The sequence below is a fragment of the Gilliamella sp. W8128 genome, assembly GCF_016100545.1.
In the GTDB taxonomy this organism is placed as follows: Bacteria; Pseudomonadota; Gammaproteobacteria; order Enterobacterales; family Orbaceae; genus Gilliamella; species Gilliamella apis.
Genome location: NZ_JACFSE010000009.1, coordinates 1 through 22,720, shown reverse-complemented (window position 1 = coordinate 22,720; position 22,720 = coordinate 1). Strand labels below are relative to the sequence as shown.

At 36.5% G+C, this 22,720-nt stretch carries 16 protein-coding genes and 1 pseudogene; 12 read left to right on the top strand and 5 right to left on the bottom strand.

The annotated features are described in order from the left end of the window. Positions 1-87: 87 nt before the first annotated feature. On the top strand, positions 88-1,464 hold the full coding sequence (gene ppnN / locus H3U97_RS09970; RefSeq protein ID WP_198198848.1) for a nucleotide 5'-monophosphate nucleosidase PpnN: 1,377 nt from the start codon (positions 88-90) through the stop codon (positions 1,462-1,464). A 79-nt stretch (positions 1,465-1,543) separates the two neighbouring features. Here ppnN and radA read toward each other — a convergent pair whose 3' ends face one another. The 4 genes from radA to H3U97_RS09950 all read right to left on the bottom strand — a co-directional run bounded on the left by radA (position 1,544) and on the right by H3U97_RS09950 (position 6,817). Next, complete coding sequence (gene radA, locus H3U97_RS09965) at positions 1,544-2,935, bottom strand: DNA repair protein RadA (RefSeq protein ID WP_198198847.1); 1,392 nt, start codon at positions 2,933-2,935, stop codon at positions 1,544-1,546. A 9-nt stretch (positions 2,936-2,944) separates the two neighbouring features. Then, positions 2,945-3,919 carry a phosphoserine phosphatase gene (gene serB, locus H3U97_RS09960; RefSeq protein WP_198198846.1) on the bottom strand — a complete coding sequence of 325 codons (975 nt, stop codon included), beginning with the start codon at positions 3,917-3,919 and terminating at the stop codon, positions 2,945-2,947. 233 nt (positions 3,920-4,152) lie between these two features. After that, positions 4,153-5,442, bottom strand: coding sequence for a 16S rRNA (cytosine(967)-C(5))-methyltransferase RsmB (rsmB, locus tag H3U97_RS09955; RefSeq protein WP_198198845.1), 1,290 nt, complete (start codon positions 5,440-5,442; stop codon positions 4,153-4,155). A gap of 31 nt (positions 5,443-5,473) precedes the next feature. Next, the gene (locus H3U97_RS09950) at positions 5,474-6,817 is read right to left on the bottom strand and encodes a Na+/H+ antiporter family protein (RefSeq protein ID WP_065614644.1); all 1,344 of its coding nucleotides are present in this window, start codon (positions 6,815-6,817) and stop codon (positions 5,474-5,476) included. 359 nt (positions 6,818-7,176) lie between these two features. Between H3U97_RS09950 and H3U97_RS09945 the strand changes: the two genes are divergently transcribed. From H3U97_RS09945 to H3U97_RS09895, 11 genes are all read left to right on the top strand, one after another. Next, entirely contained in the window at positions 7,177-8,049 is an 873-nt protein-coding gene (locus tag H3U97_RS09945; RefSeq protein WP_198198844.1) for a shikimate dehydrogenase, read from the top strand. A gap of 23 nt (positions 8,050-8,072) precedes the next feature. After that, complete coding sequence (gene aroD / locus H3U97_RS09940) at positions 8,073-8,837, top strand: type I 3-dehydroquinate dehydratase (protein WP_198198843.1); 765 nt, start codon at positions 8,073-8,075, stop codon at positions 8,835-8,837. 349 nt (positions 8,838-9,186) lie between these two features. Then, a complete protein-coding gene (gene plsB, locus H3U97_RS09935; RefSeq protein WP_198198842.1) occupies positions 9,187-11,607 on the top strand; it encodes a glycerol-3-phosphate 1-O-acyltransferase PlsB in 2,421 nt (806 codons plus the stop codon). Between the two features lie 287 nt (positions 11,608-11,894). Beyond that, on the top strand, positions 11,895-14,963 hold the full coding sequence (fdnG, locus tag H3U97_RS09930) for a formate dehydrogenase-N subunit alpha (protein ID WP_198198841.1): 3,069 nt from the start codon (positions 11,895-11,897) through the stop codon (positions 14,961-14,963). Positions 14,964-14,978: 15 nt separating this feature from the next. Beyond that, positions 14,979-15,953, top strand: coding sequence for a formate dehydrogenase subunit beta (gene fdxH / locus H3U97_RS09925; RefSeq protein ID WP_198198840.1), 975 nt, complete (start codon positions 14,979-14,981; stop codon positions 15,951-15,953). After that, on the top strand, positions 15,946-16,644 hold the full coding sequence (locus tag H3U97_RS09920; RefSeq protein WP_065614648.1) for a formate dehydrogenase subunit gamma: 699 nt from the start codon (positions 15,946-15,948) through the stop codon (positions 16,642-16,644). The genes fdxH and H3U97_RS09920 overlap by 8 nt, the downstream gene beginning before the upstream one ends. An 89-nt stretch (positions 16,645-16,733) precedes the next feature. Further along, complete coding sequence (gene fdhE / locus H3U97_RS09915; protein ID WP_198198839.1) at positions 16,734-17,642, top strand: formate dehydrogenase accessory protein FdhE; 909 nt, start codon at positions 16,734-16,736, stop codon at positions 17,640-17,642. A 119-nt stretch (positions 17,643-17,761) separates the two neighbouring features. After that, positions 17,762-18,724, top strand: a complete 963-nt coding sequence (locus tag H3U97_RS09910; protein WP_065578409.1) for an ABC transporter substrate-binding protein — start codon at positions 17,762-17,764, stop codon at positions 18,722-18,724. Positions 18,725-18,973: 249 nt separating this feature from the next. Further along, positions 18,974-19,951 (top strand): ABC transporter substrate-binding protein, encoded by a 978-nt coding sequence (locus H3U97_RS09905; RefSeq protein ID WP_198198838.1) that lies wholly within the window; start codon positions 18,974-18,976, stop codon positions 19,949-19,951. Between the two features lie 62 nt (positions 19,952-20,013). Further along, the gene (locus H3U97_RS09900; protein WP_065578411.1) at positions 20,014-20,958 is read left to right on the top strand and encodes an ABC transporter permease; all 945 of its coding nucleotides are present in this window, start codon (positions 20,014-20,016) and stop codon (positions 20,956-20,958) included. A 2-nt stretch (positions 20,959-20,960) separates the two neighbouring features. Beyond that, the gene (locus H3U97_RS09895; protein ID WP_065578412.1) at positions 20,961-21,755 is read left to right on the top strand and encodes an ABC transporter ATP-binding protein; all 795 of its coding nucleotides are present in this window, start codon (positions 20,961-20,963) and stop codon (positions 21,753-21,755) included. Positions 21,756-21,817: 62 nt separating this feature from the next. Here H3U97_RS09895 and H3U97_RS11625 read toward each other — a convergent pair. After that, positions 21,818-22,308 (bottom strand): annotated as a pseudogene (locus H3U97_RS11625) (NADAR family protein). Positions 22,309-22,720 lie beyond the last annotated feature (412 nt).

Genomic DNA, 22,720 nt, shown 5'->3' with positions numbered 1-22,720 from the left:
TTAGGTTATTATCAGCTTTACTTATTTTTTATTCTGTTTGAATATATAATGATTTTTTGTCGATAAAACCGTCAAATGGAGGTTGTGATGATTACCCATATTAGTCCATTAGGATCAATGGATCTACTTGCTCAAGCAGAAGTCGATATTCTGAAAAAATCAGCAAATAGTGAACTATACCAATTATTTAGAAATTGTTCACTAGCCACACTCAATGCAGGTAGCAAAACGGATAATACTCAAGAATTATTGGATAGATTTAAATCTTTCGAAATTAACGTTATCAGCAAAGAACGAGGGGTCAAATTAGAACTTATTGATGCTCCTGAAACCGCATTTGTCGACAAAAAAATTATTCGCTCCATTCAAGCCAATCTATTTGCGGTGTTGCGTGATATCCTGTTTTTAAATAGCCAAATTAGTGCAATTAAACATTTGGTGCCTAATGATAAACTGGAAAAAGAACACTCCTATTACATCACCAATCTGGTTTTCTCAATTTTACGTAATGCCAATGCCTTACATGTGGGTGAAGAGCCTAATTTAATTGTCTGTTGGGGTGGGCATTCCATTAACGAAAGTGAATATTATTATGCTCGTCAAGTTGGTATGCAGCTAGGACTGCGCGAACTCAATATCTGCACAGGTTGTGGACCGGGTATTATGGAAGCACCAATGAAAGGAGCTGCGGTTGGGCACGCTCAACAACGGATCAAAGATAGTCGCTTTATTGGTATGACCGAGCCATCCATTATTGCCGCAGAGCCACCAAATGCACTGGTTAATGAACTTATTATTATGCCGGATATTGAAAAAAGACTTGAAGCCTTTGTGCGTATGGCACATGGTATTGTTATCTTTCCTGGAGGCCCAGGTACCGCGGAAGAATTGCTTTATATTTTGGGGATTATGCTCAATCCAGCTAATAAAAATCAAACTTTACCAATTATTTTAACTGGTCCCAAAGAGTGTGAAGATTATTTTGTTGCAATTGACCAATTTATCCGCAACACCTTAGGAGAAGAAGCAACTAAACTGTATGAAATTATCATTGATTCGCCAGAACAAGTCGCTCGCATCATGAAACATGGCGTCAAACAGGTTAAATCATCACGTTTAGCAACTGGAGATGCTTACGGATTTAACTGGTTACTTAAAATCGATGAATCATTACAGCATCCATTTGAACCAACCCATGAAAATATGGCATCACTTAATCTACATAAAAATCAACCTGTTGAAATGTTAGCAGCTGACTTACGTCGAGCTTTCTCAGGTATCGTAGCCGGTAATGTTAAAGAATTCGGCATGAAGCAAATTGCCGAACATGGACGCTATAAGTTACAAGGTGATCCAGAGATCATGAAACAATTAGATAATTTACTGCTTAGCTATGTAAAACAAGACCGTATGAAGTTACCTGGCGGCAGTGCTTACCAACCTTGTTATGAAATTTATTATTAACACTAAAATTAAATAACTTCTTTTCCGCCGATAGTTAAATTCTAAGATTAAATTGCAGAATTAAATCGGCGGAATATTTTCAGCAAGAAAAACCCTGCAAATCACTTAAAATATCTAGTGCTTCAGATACTTTCTTAACCGCAAAGATCTGCATATTTTCTGGTTTCTTTTTCGGCATATTGGCAATAGGTACTATCGCTTTTTTAAAGCCATGTTTAGCCGCTTCAGAAATACGCTCTTGGCCACTTGGTACCGGTCTGATTTCACCACCTAATCCTATTTCACCAAAAATTACCACATCTTGTGGTAAAGGACGATTACGAAAACTCGATACCAATGCGGCAATTAATGCTAAATCGGCACTGGTTTCGGTTACTTTTACCCCACCGACAACATTAACAAAAATATCCTGATCGGCCATTTGTAAACCACCATGACGATGTAAAACAGCCAATAACAGTGCCAATCGGTTCTGATCAAGCCCGACAGTTACTCGTCTTGGATTGCCATAAACAGAGTGATCTACTAACGCTTGGATCTCAACTAATAATGGCCGAGTGCCTTCCCACAGCACCATTACTGAACTACCAGATAACATCTCTTCACCACGACTTAAAAAGATTGCTGACGGATTACTAACCTCTTTCAAGCCTTGTTCGGTCATGGCAAACACACCTAGTTCATTTACCGCTCCGAAGCGATTTTTATGGCTGCGTAAAGTACGGAATCGAGAATCAGCATCGCCATCGAGTAAAATCGAGCAGTCAATACAGTGTTCAAGGACTTTAGGCCCAGCCAGTGATCCATCTTTAGTCACATGGCCAACCATGATAATGGCAATTCCTTTGGTTTTGGCAAACCGGGTTAAATAAGCTGCTGTTTCACGAACTTGTGCCACACTACCCGGTGAAGATTGAATATCAGCAAGATGCATCACTTGAATTGAGTCGATAACCATTAATTTGGGTTGAGACTGTTCGGCCAGTAAACAGATCTGCTCAATACTTGTCTCAGACAACATATTGATATTATCAGTAGGTAAACCTAAACGATGGGCACGCATTGCCAGTTGTTGCAGTGACTCTTCACCAGTGACATAGAGTGTATTCATTTGTGCAGACAATTTACTCATTGTTTGCAATAACAAAGTACTTTTACCGGCACCAGGATTACCACCAATTAAGATAGCACTACCTGGTACCACACCACCGCCAAGTACGCGGTCAAATTCAGAAAATCCAGTTGAAAATCGAGGTAAGGCCTCTAAACTAATCTCAGATAGTTTTTGGATCTTAGTTTGCCCGGCACCACCAGCATAACCGGTTAATCGATCATTGCGTGATGAGGTACTAGCTAACCTCACTTCAGTAATCGTATTCCAAGCATGACAAGCACTACACTGACCTTGCCAACGAGGATAGTCGGCGCCACAATCATTACATACATAAGCGCGCTTTACTGTTTTTGCCAAATTTTTCTCCTAACCTTCACTTAATAAACTGGTAGATAAAATGCACCATAAACCAGTCAAATCGGCATAATTGATACTAATTCTTGCTTTTTCAACGACTTTAGGTTTGCCGTGATAAGCAACACCAAGTCCAGCAATTCGAATCATCATTAAATCATTGGCACCATCGCCAATCGCAACAGTTTGTTCAATCGGAATATCTAAAGAAGCAGCCAATTGTTGTAACATTCGAGCTTTATATTTAGCATCAACAATTTGCCCTATCACTTTACCAGTTAACTGGCCTTTTTTAATTTCTAACTCATTAGCATGAGCATCTATTAGTTTTAGCTTCTGTTTTAAATGGTTGGCAAAATAGGTGAATCCCCCGGAAACAATGGCAACATGCCAATTTTTTTTATGTAGCTCTTTAACTAAATAAGTTAATCCAGGGGTTAATGGTAAGCCCTCTTTTACCTGATCTAAAATAGTTTGCTCTGCACCTTTTAAAGTTGCCACGCGTTTGCGTAAGCTAGTGGCAAAATCGAGTTCACCGCGCATAGCAAGCTCGGTGACCGCGGCAACTTGTTCACCAACACCTTGTAGCTTTGCCAGCTCATCAATACATTCAATACCAATAGCTGTTGAATCCATATCCATAACCAATAAGCCGGGAGAATGTAAGGTTGGTAAATTATCGATCGGTGCAACATCAATCCCTAAGCTTAACGAAATCGATTTGGCTTTTTTTGGCATTACTCCTGCAATACGTACAATTTGATAGGTTTTAATTTTCCATGAAGAAACCACAACCATCGGCATTGCCAGCTGTCTTTGAAATTTTGACAGTAAGGTTTTATTTAACTTTTTACCATAAATAATCCAACCAGTTTTTCCGGCATTGTAATCTAATGGAACAACTTCACAACCATTTAAAGATAAAGGTAAACCTTGCCAATATTGTATATTTTCGGGGAGATCACTATAGGTTAATGTGTAAGCCATATTTCGAGAGTCTTAAAAATGCAAAACAGATTCGGAATTTACCATATCTGCCAAAGATTGTCCAAGTAACGATGATAAGATGTTATTGATTAAATTTTATTGCTTAAAAAACCCCGTTCCTCAAAATTTTTTGAGTAAGAATTTAATTCATCATTAATCATTGCAAATAAACTAACAATTAAAAAGGCAAAAATGACAACTAAATTGCTTTACCCCATAAACATAACTAATAACTATTCTTTCCTTAATACAGCATAGAAAAAACCATCACCAGCCAATTCAGTCGGTAAAAACTGCTTAAGTTCTCCCTGCTGTTTGGCGTTGGTGGTTTGTTGTAAAAAACGGGCAATTTGTAACTTATTCTCCTCTGGCAATACGGAGCAAGTAGCATAAACTAAGGTGCCACCTATTTTTAAATAAGGCCAGATACGTGTCAAAATAGCATATTGTAGTTCGGTGAGCTGAGCGATATCGCTATCACGTCGTAACCATTTTATATCAGGATGACGACGAATAACCCCGGTAGCCGAACAAGGTGCATCAAGCAAGATGCGATCAAACTGACGCCCATCACACCACTTCTCAGGGGTTAAACCATCACCAACTTTGACTTGTGCATGTTGTTTTAGGCGTGTTAAATTTTCATCAATTCGTTTAACTCGGTTGGCATCAACATCTACAGCTAATACATTAGCTGTTGGCGCAAGTTCTAAAATATGAGTGGTTTTACCGCCAGGAGCGGCACACATATCTAAAATTTGCTCACCATTTTTAGGTGCTAATAGATAAGCCGCATATTGTGCTGATAAATCTTGTACGGTTACCGCTCCTTCAGCAAAAAACGGTAACTTAGTCACATTTACCGCCGTAGTTAAGCGAATAGCACAAGGGATATCAGCAAAAGACTCGGAAGCAATCTGTTGTTTTTCAAGTAATTGTTGGTATTCACTAACCGAATAATGGTTAAGATTAACTCGTAACCACATAGGTGGTTTCTGATTATTCGCATTAACAATTGCTTGCCACTGCTCTGGATAAGCTGATTTTAAACGATTTAATAACCAACTAGGATGTAAGGTCTGACTAATTTGTTGTTTACTATCTTGCTGAAATTTTTGTTTTAATGATGCCTGTTGGCGTAAAAATTCACGTAAAACGCCATTAATCACACCTTTTAATTGCGGTTTTTTTAAATCATTAACCGCACCAACTGTTTCACCTACAGCGGCATGTTCAGGAATTCGGGTATAAAGAATTTGGTACAATCCAGTTAACAATAGGTAATGTAAAATTCTATTTTTTCCAGTTAAGACCTTGCTCATTAAGTTATGAATATAAAAATCTAGTTCTGGTAGCACTCGCATTACACCAAAACAGATCTCTTGCACTAGTGCTTTGTCTTTATCAGCAAGTTGATGATTCAAAGAGGCTAAAGCCGTACTAAGCGATTGTCCTTCTTCAAGTACCGCAAAAATAGCTTTTGCACAAAGCGCACGAATATTTTGGTATGACTTTTTATTCATAACTAATAATAGCCTTAATTCTTTTGATTGTTTAAAGAATCAATGATCCCACCCATCCAGCAATAAATAACGGAATATTGAAATGGGTAAAGGTTGGAATAACACTGTCTCTGATATGGTCATGCTGTCCATCACTATTTAAACCAGCAGATGTGGCTAAAATAGTATCTGAAGGTGGTGAGCCGGCATCACCGATAGCTCCTGATGCACCAATTAAACAAACGGTCGCAATTGGTGAAAATCCTAATTGAACGCATAACGGAACATAAATTGCGGCAATAATTGGAACAGTAGAAAATGACGAGCCAATTCCCAGCGTAATGACCAAACCAACTAACATCATCATGAAAGAGGCCACGACTTTGTTACCAGCAAATAACGCTGCACTATTAATGACTAAAGGTTCTATTTCATGCGTCTGTTTTAATACTTCGGCAAATCCTTGCGCAGATATCATCACAAAACCAATCATTGCCATCATTTTGATACCATCGGTGAAGATTCCGTCCGCTTCGCCCCATTTGATTGAACCTGAAACAATAAAGCAAATAAAACCAATTAACGCGCCTAATATCATCGATCCAGTACAAAGTTGCACGGTAAAAGAAAGAATAATCGCTAATAATGAAATAATAAGTGAACGAACACTTACATTACTAAACTGTTCGGCATGGCTCTCTTCACGGATAAGTTCATACTGTCTCGGTTTACGATAACTGACAAAAATAGCCCATAGTAAACCAACAAACATACCGAAAGCTGGAATAGCCATAGCATGCATGACATTAACATGGCTAACATCCATCCCCGATGAAATAATATTTTTTAACAAAATTTGGTTTAAAAAGATATTACCGAATCCAACAGGTAAAAACATATATGGCGTAATCAAACCAAATGTCATAATACACGCAATCATTCGTCTATCTAGTTGTAATCTCGACATCACATATAAAAGTGGTGGAATTAATAGCGGAATAAAGGCGATATGAATTGGAATAATATTCTGTGAGGAAATACTAACTAACCCGATAATAATAATTAATAACCATTTAATTCGTGTTTTCGCATCATTAGTAGTTAATTGTTTAATGGCTTTATCAGCTAATAATTCTGGTAAACCTGATTTAGAAATAGCCACGGCAAACGCACCTAACATAGCATAAGATAAGGCAATATTAGCCCCATTACTAATACCTGTATTAAAAGCGTCTATGGTTTCTTTTAGGGTTAGATGACTGCATAAACCACCTGCAAATGCACCAATAATTAAGCTAATTACCACATGAACTCGGCAAAGCGAAAGTACTAACATTAAAATAACAGCAACAACAACTGCATTTACTGAGGAAAACAGCTCAAGAATAGTATTCATAAATAGATTCTTCGTAGCGAGATAAAGGTGGTTATTCTAGGCGATAGCTATTTAAAGTGCAATTGTTAGTATACGCTTACTCGCATAGAGCTTTTTTAATCATCAATTAACTGACCATGTTAAAATGTGAATTAATAAAACAAATAATATTGTTAATCTTTAGGTTGTAGCACACTTGATCTCGTGTCATTATAAAAGCAATAGCAAAACTGAGATTACAATTAAATAATTATCCTATTGAATTAAATAAGGTAAGGTCAACATTGCCAGCTTTTCGGCTAAACAAAATTACTAGACACAAACATCATGGTATATGATCAGTTTTGGACAAAATTTAGATTAGTTACGGAGAATTTCAAATGAGAAGTAATATTGATGGTCATTTTCTATTGATTGGTTTAATGGCTTATCCGATTCGTCATAGTCTGTCACCACAAATGCAAAATACCATTTACTCTAAATTAAATATTCCATTTATTTATTTAGCATTTGAAGTCGATCAACCAAAGCTAGCCGATGCAATAAAAGGTTTACGAGCACTTGGGTTACGAGGTAGTGCTATTTCAATGCCCAATAAACAACTTGTTTGCCAATACCTTGATAAATTAACACCTGCGGTAGAAATGAGTGGTGCCTGTAATACCATTTCAAATGATAATGGCGTATTGACCGGTTATAACACTGATGGCATTGGCTATATGCGTATGCTAGCAGAAGCTGGCATTAATATGCTAGATAAAAAAATAACCATTCTCGGTGCCGGAGGTGCGGCAACCGCAATTGCCGTACAAGCAGCACTTGATGGTGTAAAAGAAATTGCTATTTTTAATCAGAAAGATGAGTGCTATAAAAAGATAGAATCGGTAATAAAAAAATTAAATGAACAGACAAAATGTAAAGTACATATTACCGATCTAGCTGATGAGAATGAGCTAAGAAGACAAATTGCTGATAGCGATGTACTTTGTAACGCCACTGGTGTTGGAATGAAACCATTAGAAGGGCAAAGTTTAATTACCGATCCAACAATATTGAGATCAGATCTCGTTGTTACAGATTGTATTTATAGCCCACGCAAAACTAAGCTATTAGAAATGGCCGAACAACAAGGATGTAAAACACTCAATGGCATCGGTATGATGCTATGGCAAGGAGCGGCACAAATAAAAATTTGGACAGGCGAAGATGCACCAATTGATTATGTCAAAGAACAAATGGGATTTAATGATTAATTTAGTGGTGAACAGGAAATAAAATGAATATAGTAACAGTTAAACAGCTTGAGATAGGTAAAGGTACTCCAAAAATAATTGTGCCAATTATTGGAAAAACCGAAGATGAACTCATTGATGAAGTAAAGTTTTTACAAACTATTGATTTTGACGTTTTAGAATGGCGAGTTGACCACTTTACACAAGTTGATAATATTGATGTAGTCAAATCCATAGCACAAAAAATAGCTACCTTGTTGCCCAATAAACCAATTTTATTTACTTTCCGTACCGCAAATGAAGGTGGCGTAAAACCATGGCCATTAGATGCTTATATACAACTAAATAAAGCAATGGCAAGTAGTGGCTTAGTTGATTTAATTGATGTTGAAGTCTTTATTGGCGATGACAATGTAAAAGAAATTATTGATATTGCGCATAAAAATAACGTATTCGTGGTTGCTTCAAACCATGATTTTGAAAAAACACCATCACAAAGTGATATTGTCTATCGATTAAGAAAAATGCAAGACTTAGGTGCAGATATTCCTAAAATAGCTGTGATGCCACAAAAGACTAATGATGTATTAACATTACTTGCCGCAACCAGCGAAATGAATGAAAAATTTGCTACACAACCAATTATTACCATGTCAATGGACGGTCTTGGTGCAATCAGCCGCATTGCAGGGACAACCTTTGGTTCAGCCATGACATTTGGTGCCGCCAAAAACGCCTCAGCTCCAGGTCAACTCGATGTTAAACAATTACGTTACATTTTGGATGTAATGTATCAAAGCAAAGCTTGATAATAAACTGATGCCATCACGATTTAAACTGGATTGTGATGGCTAGTTTTCGCTCATTAATTCAACCATTTTGACAACTTAATTTCAATAAACTATATAGTGTTGCTATTAATATGTCTTTATAATGGGTAGACATAAGCATCTATAAATTAAAACAATCTAGCTGAAAGATTATGCAAATTAACTAACAGTTAGACAATAACACATATATACTTGGATTAATGTTTATTGTTAAAAAGTAAAATAACAATATAAATTTGCAATTTATGCATCGACAAGTTAGTCGATAAACTAATAGCTAACAATGATTTAAATATATAATTAGCTACAAAATATGAGGTTTATTTTTATGTTTTCTTGGTGGACAAAAGTTTATTTTTCACTAATTCAGATCCCTGTTAAGCTTTTTGTTAAAAGTAAACCGATCCCTACCGATCCCATTACTGAATTGGATCTCGATATCCATCGACCAATTTTGTATGTACTACCTTATAATTCACAAATTGACTTAATGGTAGTGAGATCACTTTGTCTTAAATATGATTTGCCAGATCCTTTATTAGGCATTGATATTAATGGTAATACTATTCCTGCTTATATTTATATTGATAAAGGACCGGGTATTTTTGCTTCTAAAAAACAAAAAAATAAATCAATTGAAATTTTAAGAGAATATATCTCAGCGCATCAACAAAATGATGAACTTGATGTGCAAATGTTGCCGGTTTCCGTTATGTTTGGGCGAAAACCAGATAAAGAAGGTAAAAAAATGCCTTCACTACAAGTTTTAGGCGCAACCTATAAACTTTATAAAATCTTAATTTCTGGTCGTGACTGTTACACCCGATTCTCTCGAACGGTATCATTTAAAAATATTAAGGTTGACGATAACCAAGATATCTCTGTTTTAGCCCACAAACTTGCTCGTGTCGCACGCATACACTTTGCCAAACAAAGGGCTGCCTCTGTTGGTCCGAAGTTACCTGTTCGTCAAGAGATGCTTAACAAATTACTAACTAATCCTGCCCTTGCCGAAGCTATACAAGAAGAAGCTAAAAGCAAAAAAATAGATCAGGATAAAGCCAGAAAGAATGCCTTATCATTATTAAACGAAATTGCGGCTAATTTTTCTTATCGCATGCTTAGAATGACTGATTTTGTTCTGACTTGGGCATGGAATAGACTTTATCAAGGTTTGAAAGTCACCAATGCAGATCCTGTTCGAGAATTAGCTGAAAATGGCCATGAAATTGTCTATGCGCCATGTCATCGCAGTCATATGGATTACTTATTACTATCCTATGTACTTTATCGACAAGGACTGGTGCCACCACATATTGCCGCAGGTATTAATTTAAACTTCTGGCCAGCAGGCCCTATTTTTAGGCACTTAGGGGCATTTTTTATTCGCCGTTCATTTAAAGGTAATAAACTTTATACTGCTGTATTTCGGGAGTATTTAGCTGAGTTATTTATCCGAGGTTATGCGGTCGAGTATTTCATCGAGGGCGGTCGATCACGCACAGGTAGGTTACTTGATCCTAAAACAGGAATGTTAATGATGACAGTCCAGACTTTATTGCGTGGTGATCCTCGGCCAATCACAATCGTTCCTGTTTATATTGGTTATGAACATGTTTTAGAAGTAGCCACTTATGCCAATGAACTTCGTGGCGCAAAAAAAGAAAAAGAGAGCTTGTGGCGTACAATTAAAGCATTTTTAAAATTGAAAAAATTAGGCTTTGGTTATGTTAACTTTGGTGATCCTATCCCTTTAAACCAATTTTTAAATCAACAAATTCCTGATTGGCGAGATGCGATTGATCCAACAGGAACACAACGTCCTAGCTGGTTAACACCCACAACTAATCTGCTGGCTACACAAATAATGGAACACATAAATTCATCTGCAGCAATTAATGCGATGAATTTATGTTGTTCAATATTGTTAGCTGCTGACCAATGTACATTAACCAAAGTAAAATTATTAGAAAATATTGATTATCTCTTAAAATTATTAAAAAACATTCCTTATTCCGAATTAATTACCATTCCTGATCAAACTGCTGAACAGATGTTTGAACATGCTAAAGAAATGGGCAAATTTGTTATTACCACTGATGAAGTTGGTGAAATGGTAGGTCTAACCGCCGATCAAGCAGTATTGATGACCTATTATCGTAATAACATTCAGCATTTACTGATCATTCCAGCAATTGTCGCGCGAATTTTACTTAAAAATAACCGCATTTCGCTTGATGAAGTACTTATGCAAGTCAAACTGCTGTTCCCGTTAATAAAATCAGAACTATTTTTATATCACGATGATGAACAACTAACAGAGTACGTAAATAACATTATTGCAACTTATGCCGAATTGAATCTAATCAGTTACACGCCAGATAAATTAACCTTGAACTACTTAAAAATGTCAGGTTTACAGTTATTGGCTTCATCCTCAAAAGATACATTACAACGCTATGTCATTGCATTTTCATTATTGCAAAAAGATCCAACCATCAGCCGAGCAAGTTTAGAAAAAGAAGGCCGATTAATAGCCGAACGTTTATCGATACTTCATGGTATTAATGCACCAGAGTTTTTTGATAAAGGTGTTTTTTCAACCTTAGTTGCTTCACTTCGTGAACAAGGTTATTTAGATGATAAAGACGATGCCAATTTAGCAAAAATTGACACTATGAATAAAATACTTAAACCATTAATCACCAACCGAGTAATGCAGACAATTGACGAAATTAATCTAAAATAATAAACTAAGGCTTACTTGATTGCTATCAGTAAGCCGAATATACTACGCTTCCAACCTTTAATTTAAACATTTCCTTGCTTAATTAGTTTTACTAAAAATGTATTTAATCTCAATAAAATATTAAAACAAGCAAATAGCAATTGATATTTTTGACATATGTCAAACTTTTAAATATTTATCCCTTTATTTCCATTCAATTAAATATTATCATTACAATTAATAAGGATGTTTATAAATTCCTACATAATAATCTAAATAATGTAATGTCAGCTTTTTAAGGAGTTCATATGCTATTTAACCGTAGACAGTTCTTTAAGATCTGTGCTGGTGGCATGGCTGGAACCACAGTAGCTACGCTGGGACTTGCCCCGAGCATAGCGCTTGCACAAACTCGCCAATATAAATTATTAAAATCAAAAGAGACGCGAAATAATTGTACTTACTGTTCAGTAGGATGTGGAATGCTCCTTTATAGCCGAGGAGATGGTGCTAAAAATGCCGAATCATCTATTTTTCATATCGAAGGTGACCCTGATCATCCTGTTAGTCGAGGTTCTCTTTGTCCAAAAGGGGCTGGAGTACTTGATTATATAAAAAGCGAACAACGGGTTAAATATCCTGAATATCGTGCTCCAGGTTCTGATAAATGGCAACGGATTAGTTGGGATGAAGCAATTGATCGTATTGCCCGGTTGATGAAAGCTGACCGAGATAAAAATTTTCAAGAAAAAAATGCACAAGGTACAACAGTTAATCGCTGGACAACAACCGGCTGGTTGGTTACCTCAGCAGCGAGTAATGAAACGGGTTGGTTAGCCTTTAAAGTTGCTCGTTCATTAGGAATGTTAAGCCTCGAAACCCAAGCTAGGGTTTGTCATGGTCCTTCTGTCTCTAGTTTGGCAGCGACATTTGGTCGAGGCGCTATGACCAATAATTGGAATGATATCAAAAATGCTAATGTGGTTATCGTTATGGGGGGTAATGCAGCGGAAGCCCACCCGGTTGGATTTAAATGGGCTATTGAAGCCAAAATTACTAACGGCGCGGAACTGATTGCAATTGATCCACGTTTTCATCGAACTGCCTCCGTCGCTGATCATTATGTACCAATTCGTGCTGGTTCTGACATTGCTTTTTTACTTGGCATTATTAACTACCTTATCTCACATAACGAAGTAAACTTTGAATATCTGGTTACCCACTCTAATGCCAGTTTAATTGTCCGTGATGATTTTAACTTTGATGCTAATAGTGGTTTATTTAGTGGTTATGATGCCGCTAACCGTCAATACGATCAAACCAGCTGGGCATATCAAAAAGATGAAAATGGTTATGCATTAAGAGATAAAACCCTAAGTCATCCACGTTGTGTATGGAATTTATTAAAACAACATGTGAGTCGTTATACGCCAGAAATGGTAAACAAAGTTACCGGTAGTCCAATAGACGGTTTTTTACATGTTTGTCGATCTCTTGCTAGTACCAAAACCAACGATCGTGCAGCTACTTTCTTATATGCCTTAGGTTGGACTCAACATACTTATGGTTCGCAAATTATTCGTACCGCGGCAATGATTCAATTGATTCTTGGTAATATTGGTGTTATGGGCGGTGGTATCAATGCTTTACGTGGACACTCAAATATTCAAGGTTTAACCGATGTTGGTTTACTGTCTAATCGTTTGCCTGCTTATCTTGACTTACCCAAAGAATCGCAAACTTCACTTGAGCAATATCTAACAGAAAAAACCCCTAAACCACTCGGTCCAAATGAGGTCAATTTTTGGGGTAATTACCCGAAATTCTTTGTTAGCTTTATGAAAGCAATGTACGGTGAGAATGCCACTCAAGATAACAATTGGGGATTTGATTGGTTACCAAAATGGGATAAAACCTATGATGTTTTAAGATTCAGCAAAATGATGCGTGATGGTCAAGCTAATGGTTTTATTTGCCAAGGTTTCAACCCATTAGCAGCACTGCCTGATAAAAATAGTATTCGTGATGGATTATCTAAGCTTAAATTTTTAGTTAGCATTGATCCAATGCCAACCGAAACCGCTGAGTTTTGGAAAAATCATGGCGAATCCAACGATGTTGATCCAAGCAAAATTCAAACCGAGGTATTTAGACTTCCTGCTAACTGCTTTGTAGAAGAAAACGGCACAATTGTTAACTCATCACGTTTATTACAATGGCACTGGGCAGCAGCCAGACCACCTTACGAATCACTTTATGATCCAGAGATTATTGCCCGCATTTACCTAAGAATTAAAGAGCTTTATAAAGAAGAAGGTGGTGCTTACCACGAACCAATTAACAATTTAAGCTGGGATTACCTAGATCCAGAAGGCCCATCGGCTGAAGAACTCGCTAAAGAGTGTAATGGTCGAGCATTAGCTGACTTAACGGATAACAGTGGCAATGTCATCCTGAAAAAAGGTCAACTATTAAGCGGTTTTTCACAATTAAAAGCTGACGGCTCTACCTCATCAGGGATCTGGATATTCTGTGGCTCTTGGACTGAGCAAGGTAATCTAATGGCACGCCGCGATCCTAGTGATCCATCCGGTAAAGGTATCCATGCTGGCTGGGCATGGGCATGGCCAATGAATCGACGAGTATTGTATAACCGAGCCTCTGCCGACGAAAATGGTAAACCATGGGATCCAAATCGAGTGTTAATCAAATGGAACGGTACAAATTGGGATGGTAATGATGTCGCTGACTTTACCGGTACATTATCACCAAGCTCTGGTGCCGGTGCATTTATCATGAATAATGATGGTTTAGGTGGATTATTCTGCTTAAATCGTTTGGTTGATGGCCCATTCCCTGAACATTACGAGCCATTTGAAACACCAATTTCCAATAATCCTATGCATCCTAAACAAGTTAATAGCCCAGTTGCTCGAGCATTTAAAGAGGATTTAGCTCGCTTAGGTAAAGCAGATGAGTTTCCTTATGTTGGCACCACATACAGTATTACTGAACACTTCCACTTCTGGACGCAACATGCAAGATTGGCATCCATCACCCAACCGGAACAATTTATTGAACTGAGTGAAAATCTTGCTAATAAAAAAGGCATAAAACTAGGCGATACGGTTAAAGTTACCTCATATCGAGGTTATATCAAAGCGAAAGCAGTTGTGACAAAACGTTTACCAACTTTGACTGTTGATGGTAAAGAGATCGAAACCATAGGAATTCCAATTGTATGGGGATTCACTGGGCAAACGAAAAAAGGCTTCTTGGTTAATGAATTAACACCTCATTTAGGTGACGCTAATTCACAAACACCGGAATATAAATCTTTTTTAGTTAACATCGAAAAAGTTACTACAGCGGCATAAGAAGGAGGATAAATTATGTCATTACAAACTCAAGATATTATTCGCCGCTCAGCAACTAACGCTTTAACCCCTGCACCTCGTGTACGAGATTATCAGCAGGAAGTTGCCAAGTTAATTGATGTAACTACCTGTATCGGTTGTAAAGCTTGCCAAGTCGCTTGTAGCGAATGGAATGACCTACGAGCAGAAGTTGGCAATACCGTCGGCGTTTATGATAATCCAGCCGACTTACAACCAAAAGCGTGGACCGTTATGCGCTATTCAGAAGTTGAAATTAATGGCAAATTTGAATGGCTTATACGTAAAGACGGTTGTATGCACTGCGCCGATCCCGGTTGTTTAAAAGCGTGTCCATCAGAAGGAGCAATCATCCAATATGCAAATGGTATTGTTGATTTTCAATCGGAACATTGCATAGGGTGCGGTTATTGTGTTGCTGGTTGTCCATTTAATATTCCTAGAATCAGTAAAGAAGATAATCACTCTTATAAATGTACCTTATGTGTTGATCGTGTCGCAGTTGGCCAAGAACCTGCTTGTGTAAAAACCTGCCCAACTGGTGCAATTCATTTTGGCACCAAACAAGATATGATTCGTCATGCCGAGCATCGAATCGTTGATCTGAAAAAACGTGGATTTGAACACGCTGGTCTCTATAATCCAGAAGGTGTGGGCGGCACACATGTTATGTATGTTTTACATCATGCTGATCAACCTGAACTTTATCATGGCTTACCAAAAGACCCGCAAGTTAGTGAAATTGTTAAATTCTGGAAAGGTGCTTGGAAGCCACTATCCGCAGCTGCTTTTGTCGCTACTTTTGGTGGATTGCTGTTCCATTATATGGGTGTCGGTGCGATTGAAGTCGATGAAGAAGATATAGAACACGAAAAACAAGCCGATAAACAAGCAAGAAAACGTTTAGGATTGCCTATTTTTGGCCGAAAAAATACGCCTAATTCGTCGCAATCGGAGGCTCATCATGAATAAAAAAGGAATGATATTAAGAACACCACTTATTGTACGTTTCTGTCATTGGTGTATGGTCTGTTTGTTTATTCTAACGGCACTATCTGGTTTGTCGCTGTTTTTTCCATCCATTAAGCTATTTGGATTATTTCTTGGTACACCACAACTAGTTAGAGCGTTGCATCCAATCATTGGTTGTGTAGTATTCGTTTTATTAATGTTTATGTTTATAAAACTAGCACATCATAATATTCCAAATAAAAATGACCTGTTATGGATTAAAAACTTTAAACACGTCATTATGGGTAAAGAAGAAGGTATTCCGATCGGTAAGTATAATGTTGGTCAGAAATTTCTATTCTGGTGCATTATGAGTCTGATCTTTGTATTATTTGTCACAGGTTTAATTATGTGGCGTCGCTATGTTTCCGATTACTTCCCAATTCAAATAGTTCGTATTGCCATATTTTTACATTCTTTTGCCGCTATATGTCTTATTTTATTAGCCATTGGCCATGCTTATATGGCACTTTGGGTAAAAGGTTCCATAAAAGGTATGATAACTGGCTATGTTTCTCGAGCTTGGGCGTTTAAAAATCATTCATCCTGGTACGAAGAAGAGATGAAAAAAGTTTATCAGCAAGAACTTAATGCCGAGAGTGAAACTAAGGTTGAGCAATCACCGCAAACTGAGCAAAAACCTGCTTTATAAAGTCTAATAGTAGATCTGCTGATATTAATCAGCAGATCTACTAAATGGCTAAATCAATTCTGGATAAAACCGCAAAGTGGTAATCAATAATGAGTATAAAAATCATTTCACAAGAACAACTTGAACAACAAAATACAAGCTCAGTAATTAGGCAGATCCCATTGCTATTTTATCCATCAACGAAAACACTTTATATTCACCGCGCGGCACGTTTAAAAACTTTAGCCGAAAATAACCCATTAAGCGATTATTTACTATTTTGTACAAAAATAGCAGAGCAACAAGCCAAATTAATTAACCAACAAAACGCTATTGAAGCACCAAATTTACTCAATAATGGCTTAGCGCCATTAAGTTTAGAGAATTTACCATTAAATGATATTTGGCAAGATTATTTATCTGAACTATTAAATTCTTTTTCCGATACCAGTGAACAAATTGAAGCCGTAATTCAACGATTAAAACAAAATAGTCCTGAACAACTTCAAGAAAAAGCGATTAGTTTACTACAAGGTAAATTTGATCTGGTCGAAGGCAACGAATCTATATTTATTTGGTCTGCATTATCGGTTTATTACAGTCAACTGGCTAATCAAGTTAAAGGAAAAGCAGTTGCTGAAAATACTGATCAAAGTTGGCTATGCCCTGTTTGTAATAGCCTACCGGTTGCTAGTGTGATTCAACTTGGCGGTAATAATGGTTTAAGATATCTTCATTGCAGTTTGTGTGAAAGCGAATGGTATGTACCGCGAGTAAAATGTACTTGTTGCGATAATATGCAAGATATCCAATATTTCTCATTAGATAACGAAATGGCAGCAATAAAAACTGAATGTTGTGATGCCTGTCATAGCTATTTGAAAATTTTAGATCAAGATAAAGATCCTCACATAGAAGTTATTGCCGATGATGTCGCATCATTAATCTTAGATATAAAAACAGAAGAAGAAGGATTCGCAAAAAGTGGGATAAACCCATTTGTTTTTGCACAAAAATAGAATTTTTCAATCAGGAACATTTTATCTTTTTATAATAATTAATTATAAAAATATTACTTAACATTTTAAATTATTAGGACTAGAATAATATCACTGTACTAGTTTATGAGTTCTTGATAATGAAACGTTATTTATTATTGATAGTGATGTTAGTAATTACATCATTTTCCTGTTTAGCTGATACCATAAAAAATGTTGCGATAACAGCAATTGTTGAACATCCTTCATTAGATCAAATCCGTGACGGGGTAAAAGATGAGTTAATCGCAAGTGGTTTTAAATTGAATGAAAACTTGCAGGTACAATATCGAAGTGCCCAAGGTAGCAGTGCTACAGCCGCACAAATTGCACGCCAATTTGTCGCAGCTAAACCTGATGTTATCGTCGCTATCGCTACACCAAGTGCCCAAGCAACGGTTGCCGCGACCAAACAAATCCCAGTCGTCTTTGCTGGAATTACCGATCCAATTGCAGCTAAATTAATCAAAAACTGGGAACCAACACATAACAATGTTACTGGTGTTTCAGATTATCAAGAAATAGGCCCTCAAATCGAGTTTATGAAGAAAATTGTGCCTAATGTAAAAGCTGTGGGTTATATTTATAGTCCTAGTGAAATTAACTCAACTGTAGTGCTAAAAAATCTACAACAGCAACTTAGTCAACAAAATATATCATTAATAGCGGTACCTGCTCAACGTACCGCAGATATCTCAACTGCTGCCAATACACTTAAAGGAAAAGTTGATCTTATTTATACGACAACAGATAACAATGTTGTTTCGGCTTATGAATCACTAGTTAAATTTGCCAACGAAAATAAAATACCTCTGTTAGCATCATTCCCCGATGCAATTGAACGTGGTGCAGTTGCCGCTTATGGTATGAGTTATTACGATGTTGGCCGCCAATCAGGCAAACTTGTGGTAAGAGTTTTAAATGGTGAAGCACCAGGAAATATTACGCCAGAAATAGGTCAAGCATTACGTTTGGTGGTCAATATTGATGCAGCTAAGAAGCAAGGAATTGATTTATCAGCAGATGTTATCGAATCAGCCTATAAAGTTATCGGTCAAAAATAAATCCTTATCTTAAATAATCATCAAATCCCTTGCTCATTGAAATGAGCAAGGTTTTAAAAAACCCCTCTCCTCAAAAATTATTACTATCGTTTATTGCTAAATAACCCATTTATTTCGACAAAAACAACACAAACTGTAACAAATAATTTACACATATACTTTCTTTTAACTATAGAAAATTGTCCGATTTTGCTTTATAGTAAGCAAATATTTAAATTGAATGTAAAATAAATATTACAGGATTAGCAAATGCGAAATTCAATAATCAAACTTTTTATGTTACTCAGTTTATCCGCAGTAACATTTTTTTCATCTGCTGATAATAAAACCGAACAAAAATTTGTTGCTATCACCGCTATTGTTGAACATCCTGCCTTAGATAATGTCCGTAAAGGTGTTGAAGATGAGTTAAAAGATAATGGCTATATTGCTGGTGAAAACCTAAAATTACAATTTGCTAGTGCCCAAGGTAGTAGCGCTAATGCAGCGCAAATCGCTAAACAATTTGTTGCCAATAAACCAGATGCTATCGTAGGGATTGCAACACCAAGTACCCAAGCGTTAGTTGCTACAACTAAATTAATCCCTATCGTTTTTACTGCAGTAACGGATCCAGTTGCAGCTAAATTGACACCAAGTTGGGAAGCATCTAAAACAAATGTAACCGGGGTTTCCGATGCGTTATCATTAGAATCACAAATCGATATGATGTTAAAAATCAAACCAGATACAAAAAATATCGGTTATGTTTACAGTCCCAGTGAAGTTAATTCAACAATTGTACTTAAAGAATTACAAGTTGCACTTGAAAAACGTGGCATGAAAATCATCGCTGCACCAGCACAACGAACCTCTGACATTTCAACTGCAGCAAGAAGTTTAAAAGGAAAAGTTGATCTGATCTATACAACAACCGATAATAACGTCGTTTCGGCCTATGAAGCTTTAGCTAAAGTTGCCAATGAAAACAAAATTCCACTAGTAGCATCAGATCCTGATTCAGCTGAACGAGGCGCGATTGCCGCTTTAGGAATGAGTTATTATGATCTTGGCCGCCAAGCTGGTAAAATTGTTATTCGAATTCTTAACGGTGAAAAACCAGGTGATATTGCACCACAAGTTGGTAATATCACACAATTAACAATTAATAAGAAAGCGGCTGAACGTCAAGGTGTAACGCTATCGGAAGAAGTATTAAAATCAGCGGCAAAAGTCGTCGAAAAATAATTTAAACCGTTTTAATAACTAAACCGCCAAATTTGGCGGTTACTTTTTTAGTGGATTTTTTCATGTCATTTGAATTTTTATTAGGCTCAATTGGAATAGGACTTATTTACGCATTAGTTAGTTTGGGTGTGTTTATCTCATTTAGATTACTTGATTTCCCCGATCTAACAGCTGATGCAAGTTTTCCACTTGGTGGTGCAGTATGTGGATTATGTATGTACGTTGGTATTGATCCATGGATAGCAACATTTTTAGGTATGTTTGCTGGTTGTATTGCTGGTGCAATGACTGGACTACTCTATGTTAAACTTAATATATTGCAATTACTATCCAGTATTATTGTAATGATAGGTCTGTATTCTATTAATTTAAGAATTTTAGGGATAGGGCCATATATTATGGGCGAAACCCCAAGAATGGCAGGATCCCCTAATCTATCATTACTAGATGCAAAAACTATTTTTTCACCATTTATGGCTGAAGATTATAGCAATCAATATCTAGTACAACCTATGATGATTTTAGCGTTTGTTGTAGTTTTTTGGCTACTACTCAATCTATTTCTAAATACTCAAGTTGGATTAGCACTAAGAGCAACCGGTACTAATCAACGAATGGCAAAATCTCAAGGCATTCCAACGGGTGCGATCACTATTTTAGGGATGGCAATATCAAACGGATTAATTGCTCTAGGTGGTTCATTATTTGTGCAAACACAAGGTGGTGCCGATATCACTATTGGGGTTGGTACTATTGTTATCGGTCTTGCTTCAATTATTATTGGTGAAAGTATATTCCCAACAAAACGCATCTGGGCAGTTATGATTGCCGTTATTTTTGGTGCAATCTTATATCGATTATTTATCGCTTTCGCACTCAGTAATGAATTCTTACAAGAAATTGGTGTAGGTACTGAAGACCTAAATCTTATTACAGCAATATTGGTTGTTTTGGCATTAGTATTACCAAAACAACTAAAAAAATATTCTAAAAAAAGAGGTAAGTAAGCATGATTAAAGTAGGACAATTACAATTGACGTTTAATCAAGGAACGCCAATTGAAAATCATGTATTACGTGGTTTGAATCTCAATATCAAAAAAGGGGAATTTGTTACTATTATTGGTAGTAATGGCGCAGGAAAAAGTTCATTACTTAATGTCATTAGTGGTGATCTGATTGCTGATTCTGGTCATATTACCATTAATAATAAAGATGTTACACGATGGCCCGCTTGGAAAAGAGCTGGAATGGTAGCACGAGTATTCCAAGATCCAATGGTCGGAACTTGTGAAAACCTGACCATAGAAGAAAATTTAGCTATCGCTTACAACCGTGGCAATAATTTTACTTTACGACCAGCTTTAAATCGTAGACTGCGTGTTCTATTTAAAGAAAAACTAGCAACGCTAAATTTAGGTTTAGAAAATAGACTATCAGATATGATGGGCTTGCTTTCTGGTGGACAAAGACAAGCCGTTAGCCTACTCATGTCAACATTGCAACCATCCAAGATATTATTACTTGATGAACATACCGCAGCTCTCGACCCCAAAACTGCACAATTTGTTTTGGATCTGACTAATGAAATTGTTCAGAAAAACCAACTAACCACTATGATGGTGACTCATTCAATGAAACAAGCATTAGAATATGGCACAAGAACAGTGATGCTACATCAAGGACAAGTAGTACTTGATGTGTCAGGAGAACAACGAGATAAGCTAACAGTCACAGATTTATTAGATATGTTTGAAAAAACTCGTGGTGAAAAAGTAACTGACGATGCCTTATTATTAGGTTAATAAATCAGGAAGCAATATTTGAATATTGCTTCTTATCCAATAAGATTCGTATAAATAATTCATTATTTTTCTTGTAATTGTTGGCGAACATTCATTAAAGCAAATCCAAGCAAATTTTTTCCACGCCACATTAGCGGATTATCAATATTAGGATCATCCTGAGACAATCCTATCCCCCATATTTTATCAACCGGACTTGCTTCTACTAATATTTTTTGTTTGGTTAATAATATAAATCAGTCAACTTTGAATTCTGTAAAAACTTAGCATAATTACCATTTATGGCAATATTAAAGCAGTGTTCATCCCAAATCTTCGGTATGAATCCTTTTACTTGACGCCCTAATGCCTTTGCTAATCCAGGAGAATTAGTAGTAAGTATTTTTGATAATATTTGCTCATCACCGAATAATCTTGCTTTCTCAGCCATCATATAATGTTCTGATGTTGGATAGTAAATATTATCAATCTCAAAACGACTTGGATACCATTGGCTAAAACAACTCTTTGTTATGATAGAAGGTTGCTTTTCTACATGTCCCCAAAAGTATATATATTTATACCGTTTACCGCTTCTATATTGTTAGTGTATTTGCAATAAATCCATAGAAATTCCTTATCATCACTAACGAATATGTCATATGTATTTTCATCAAATACCAATATTGTATTAGTAAAAAAATATTTTGGTTTTTAATAGAAAAGAACTGTATACCATTCATATAACGAAAATAATGATGCCGATAAAAAGTATTTAAGATTAGGTATGATATGTAAAAGAAATATAACGTTATATTTTTGTGATAGGGCGTTGTATAGAAATTATTTGACCATCTAAAATAGTATTTATTAATCCTAGAAAGCAAAAAAGCCCAGCATTGCTGCTGGGCTCGTATATTTAAAAGTCTGGCGGCACCCTACTCTCACATGGGTAATACCCACACTACCATCGGCACTACGGCGTT

Excerpts from the sequence above, each read along its gene's own strand:
- aroD (WP_198198843.1), top strand. The coding sequence starts at position 8,073 with ATGAATATAGTAACAGTTAAACAGCTTGAGATAGGTAAAGGTACTCCA.
- plsB (WP_198198842.1), top strand. The coding sequence starts at position 9,187 with ATGTTTTCTTGGTGGACAAAAGTTTATTTTTCACTAATTCAGATCCCT.
- H3U97_RS09920 (WP_065614648.1), top strand. The coding sequence starts at position 15,946 with ATGAATAAAAAAGGAATGATATTAAGAACACCACTTATTGTACGTTTC.
- H3U97_RS09905 (WP_198198838.1), top strand. The coding sequence starts at position 18,974 with ATGCGAAATTCAATAATCAAACTTTTTATGTTACTCAGTTTATCCGCA.
- serB (WP_198198846.1), bottom strand. The coding sequence starts at position 3,919 with ATGGCTTACACATTAACCTATAGTGATCTCCCCGAAAATATACAATAT.
- H3U97_RS09895 (WP_065578412.1), top strand. The coding sequence starts at position 20,961 with ATGATTAAAGTAGGACAATTACAATTGACGTTTAATCAAGGAACGCCA.
- H3U97_RS09945 (WP_198198844.1), top strand. The coding sequence starts at position 7,177 with ATGAGAAGTAATATTGATGGTCATTTTCTATTGATTGGTTTAATGGCT.
- fdnG (WP_198198841.1), top strand. The coding sequence starts at position 11,895 with ATGCTATTTAACCGTAGACAGTTCTTTAAGATCTGTGCTGGTGGCATG.
- ppnN (WP_198198848.1), top strand. The coding sequence starts at position 88 with ATGATTACCCATATTAGTCCATTAGGATCAATGGATCTACTTGCTCAA.
- H3U97_RS09910 (WP_065578409.1), top strand. The coding sequence starts at position 17,762 with ATGAAACGTTATTTATTATTGATAGTGATGTTAGTAATTACATCATTT.
- rsmB (WP_198198845.1), bottom strand. The coding sequence starts at position 5,442 with ATGAATAAAAAGTCATACCAAAATATTCGTGCGCTTTGTGCAAAAGCT.
- fdhE (WP_198198839.1), top strand. The coding sequence starts at position 16,734 with ATGAGTATAAAAATCATTTCACAAGAACAACTTGAACAACAAAATACA.
- fdxH (WP_198198840.1), top strand. The coding sequence starts at position 14,979 with ATGTCATTACAAACTCAAGATATTATTCGCCGCTCAGCAACTAACGCT.
- H3U97_RS09900 (WP_065578411.1), top strand. The coding sequence starts at position 20,014 with ATGTCATTTGAATTTTTATTAGGCTCAATTGGAATAGGACTTATTTAC.
- H3U97_RS09950 (WP_065614644.1), bottom strand. The coding sequence starts at position 6,817 with ATGAATACTATTCTTGAGCTGTTTTCCTCAGTAAATGCAGTTGTTGTT.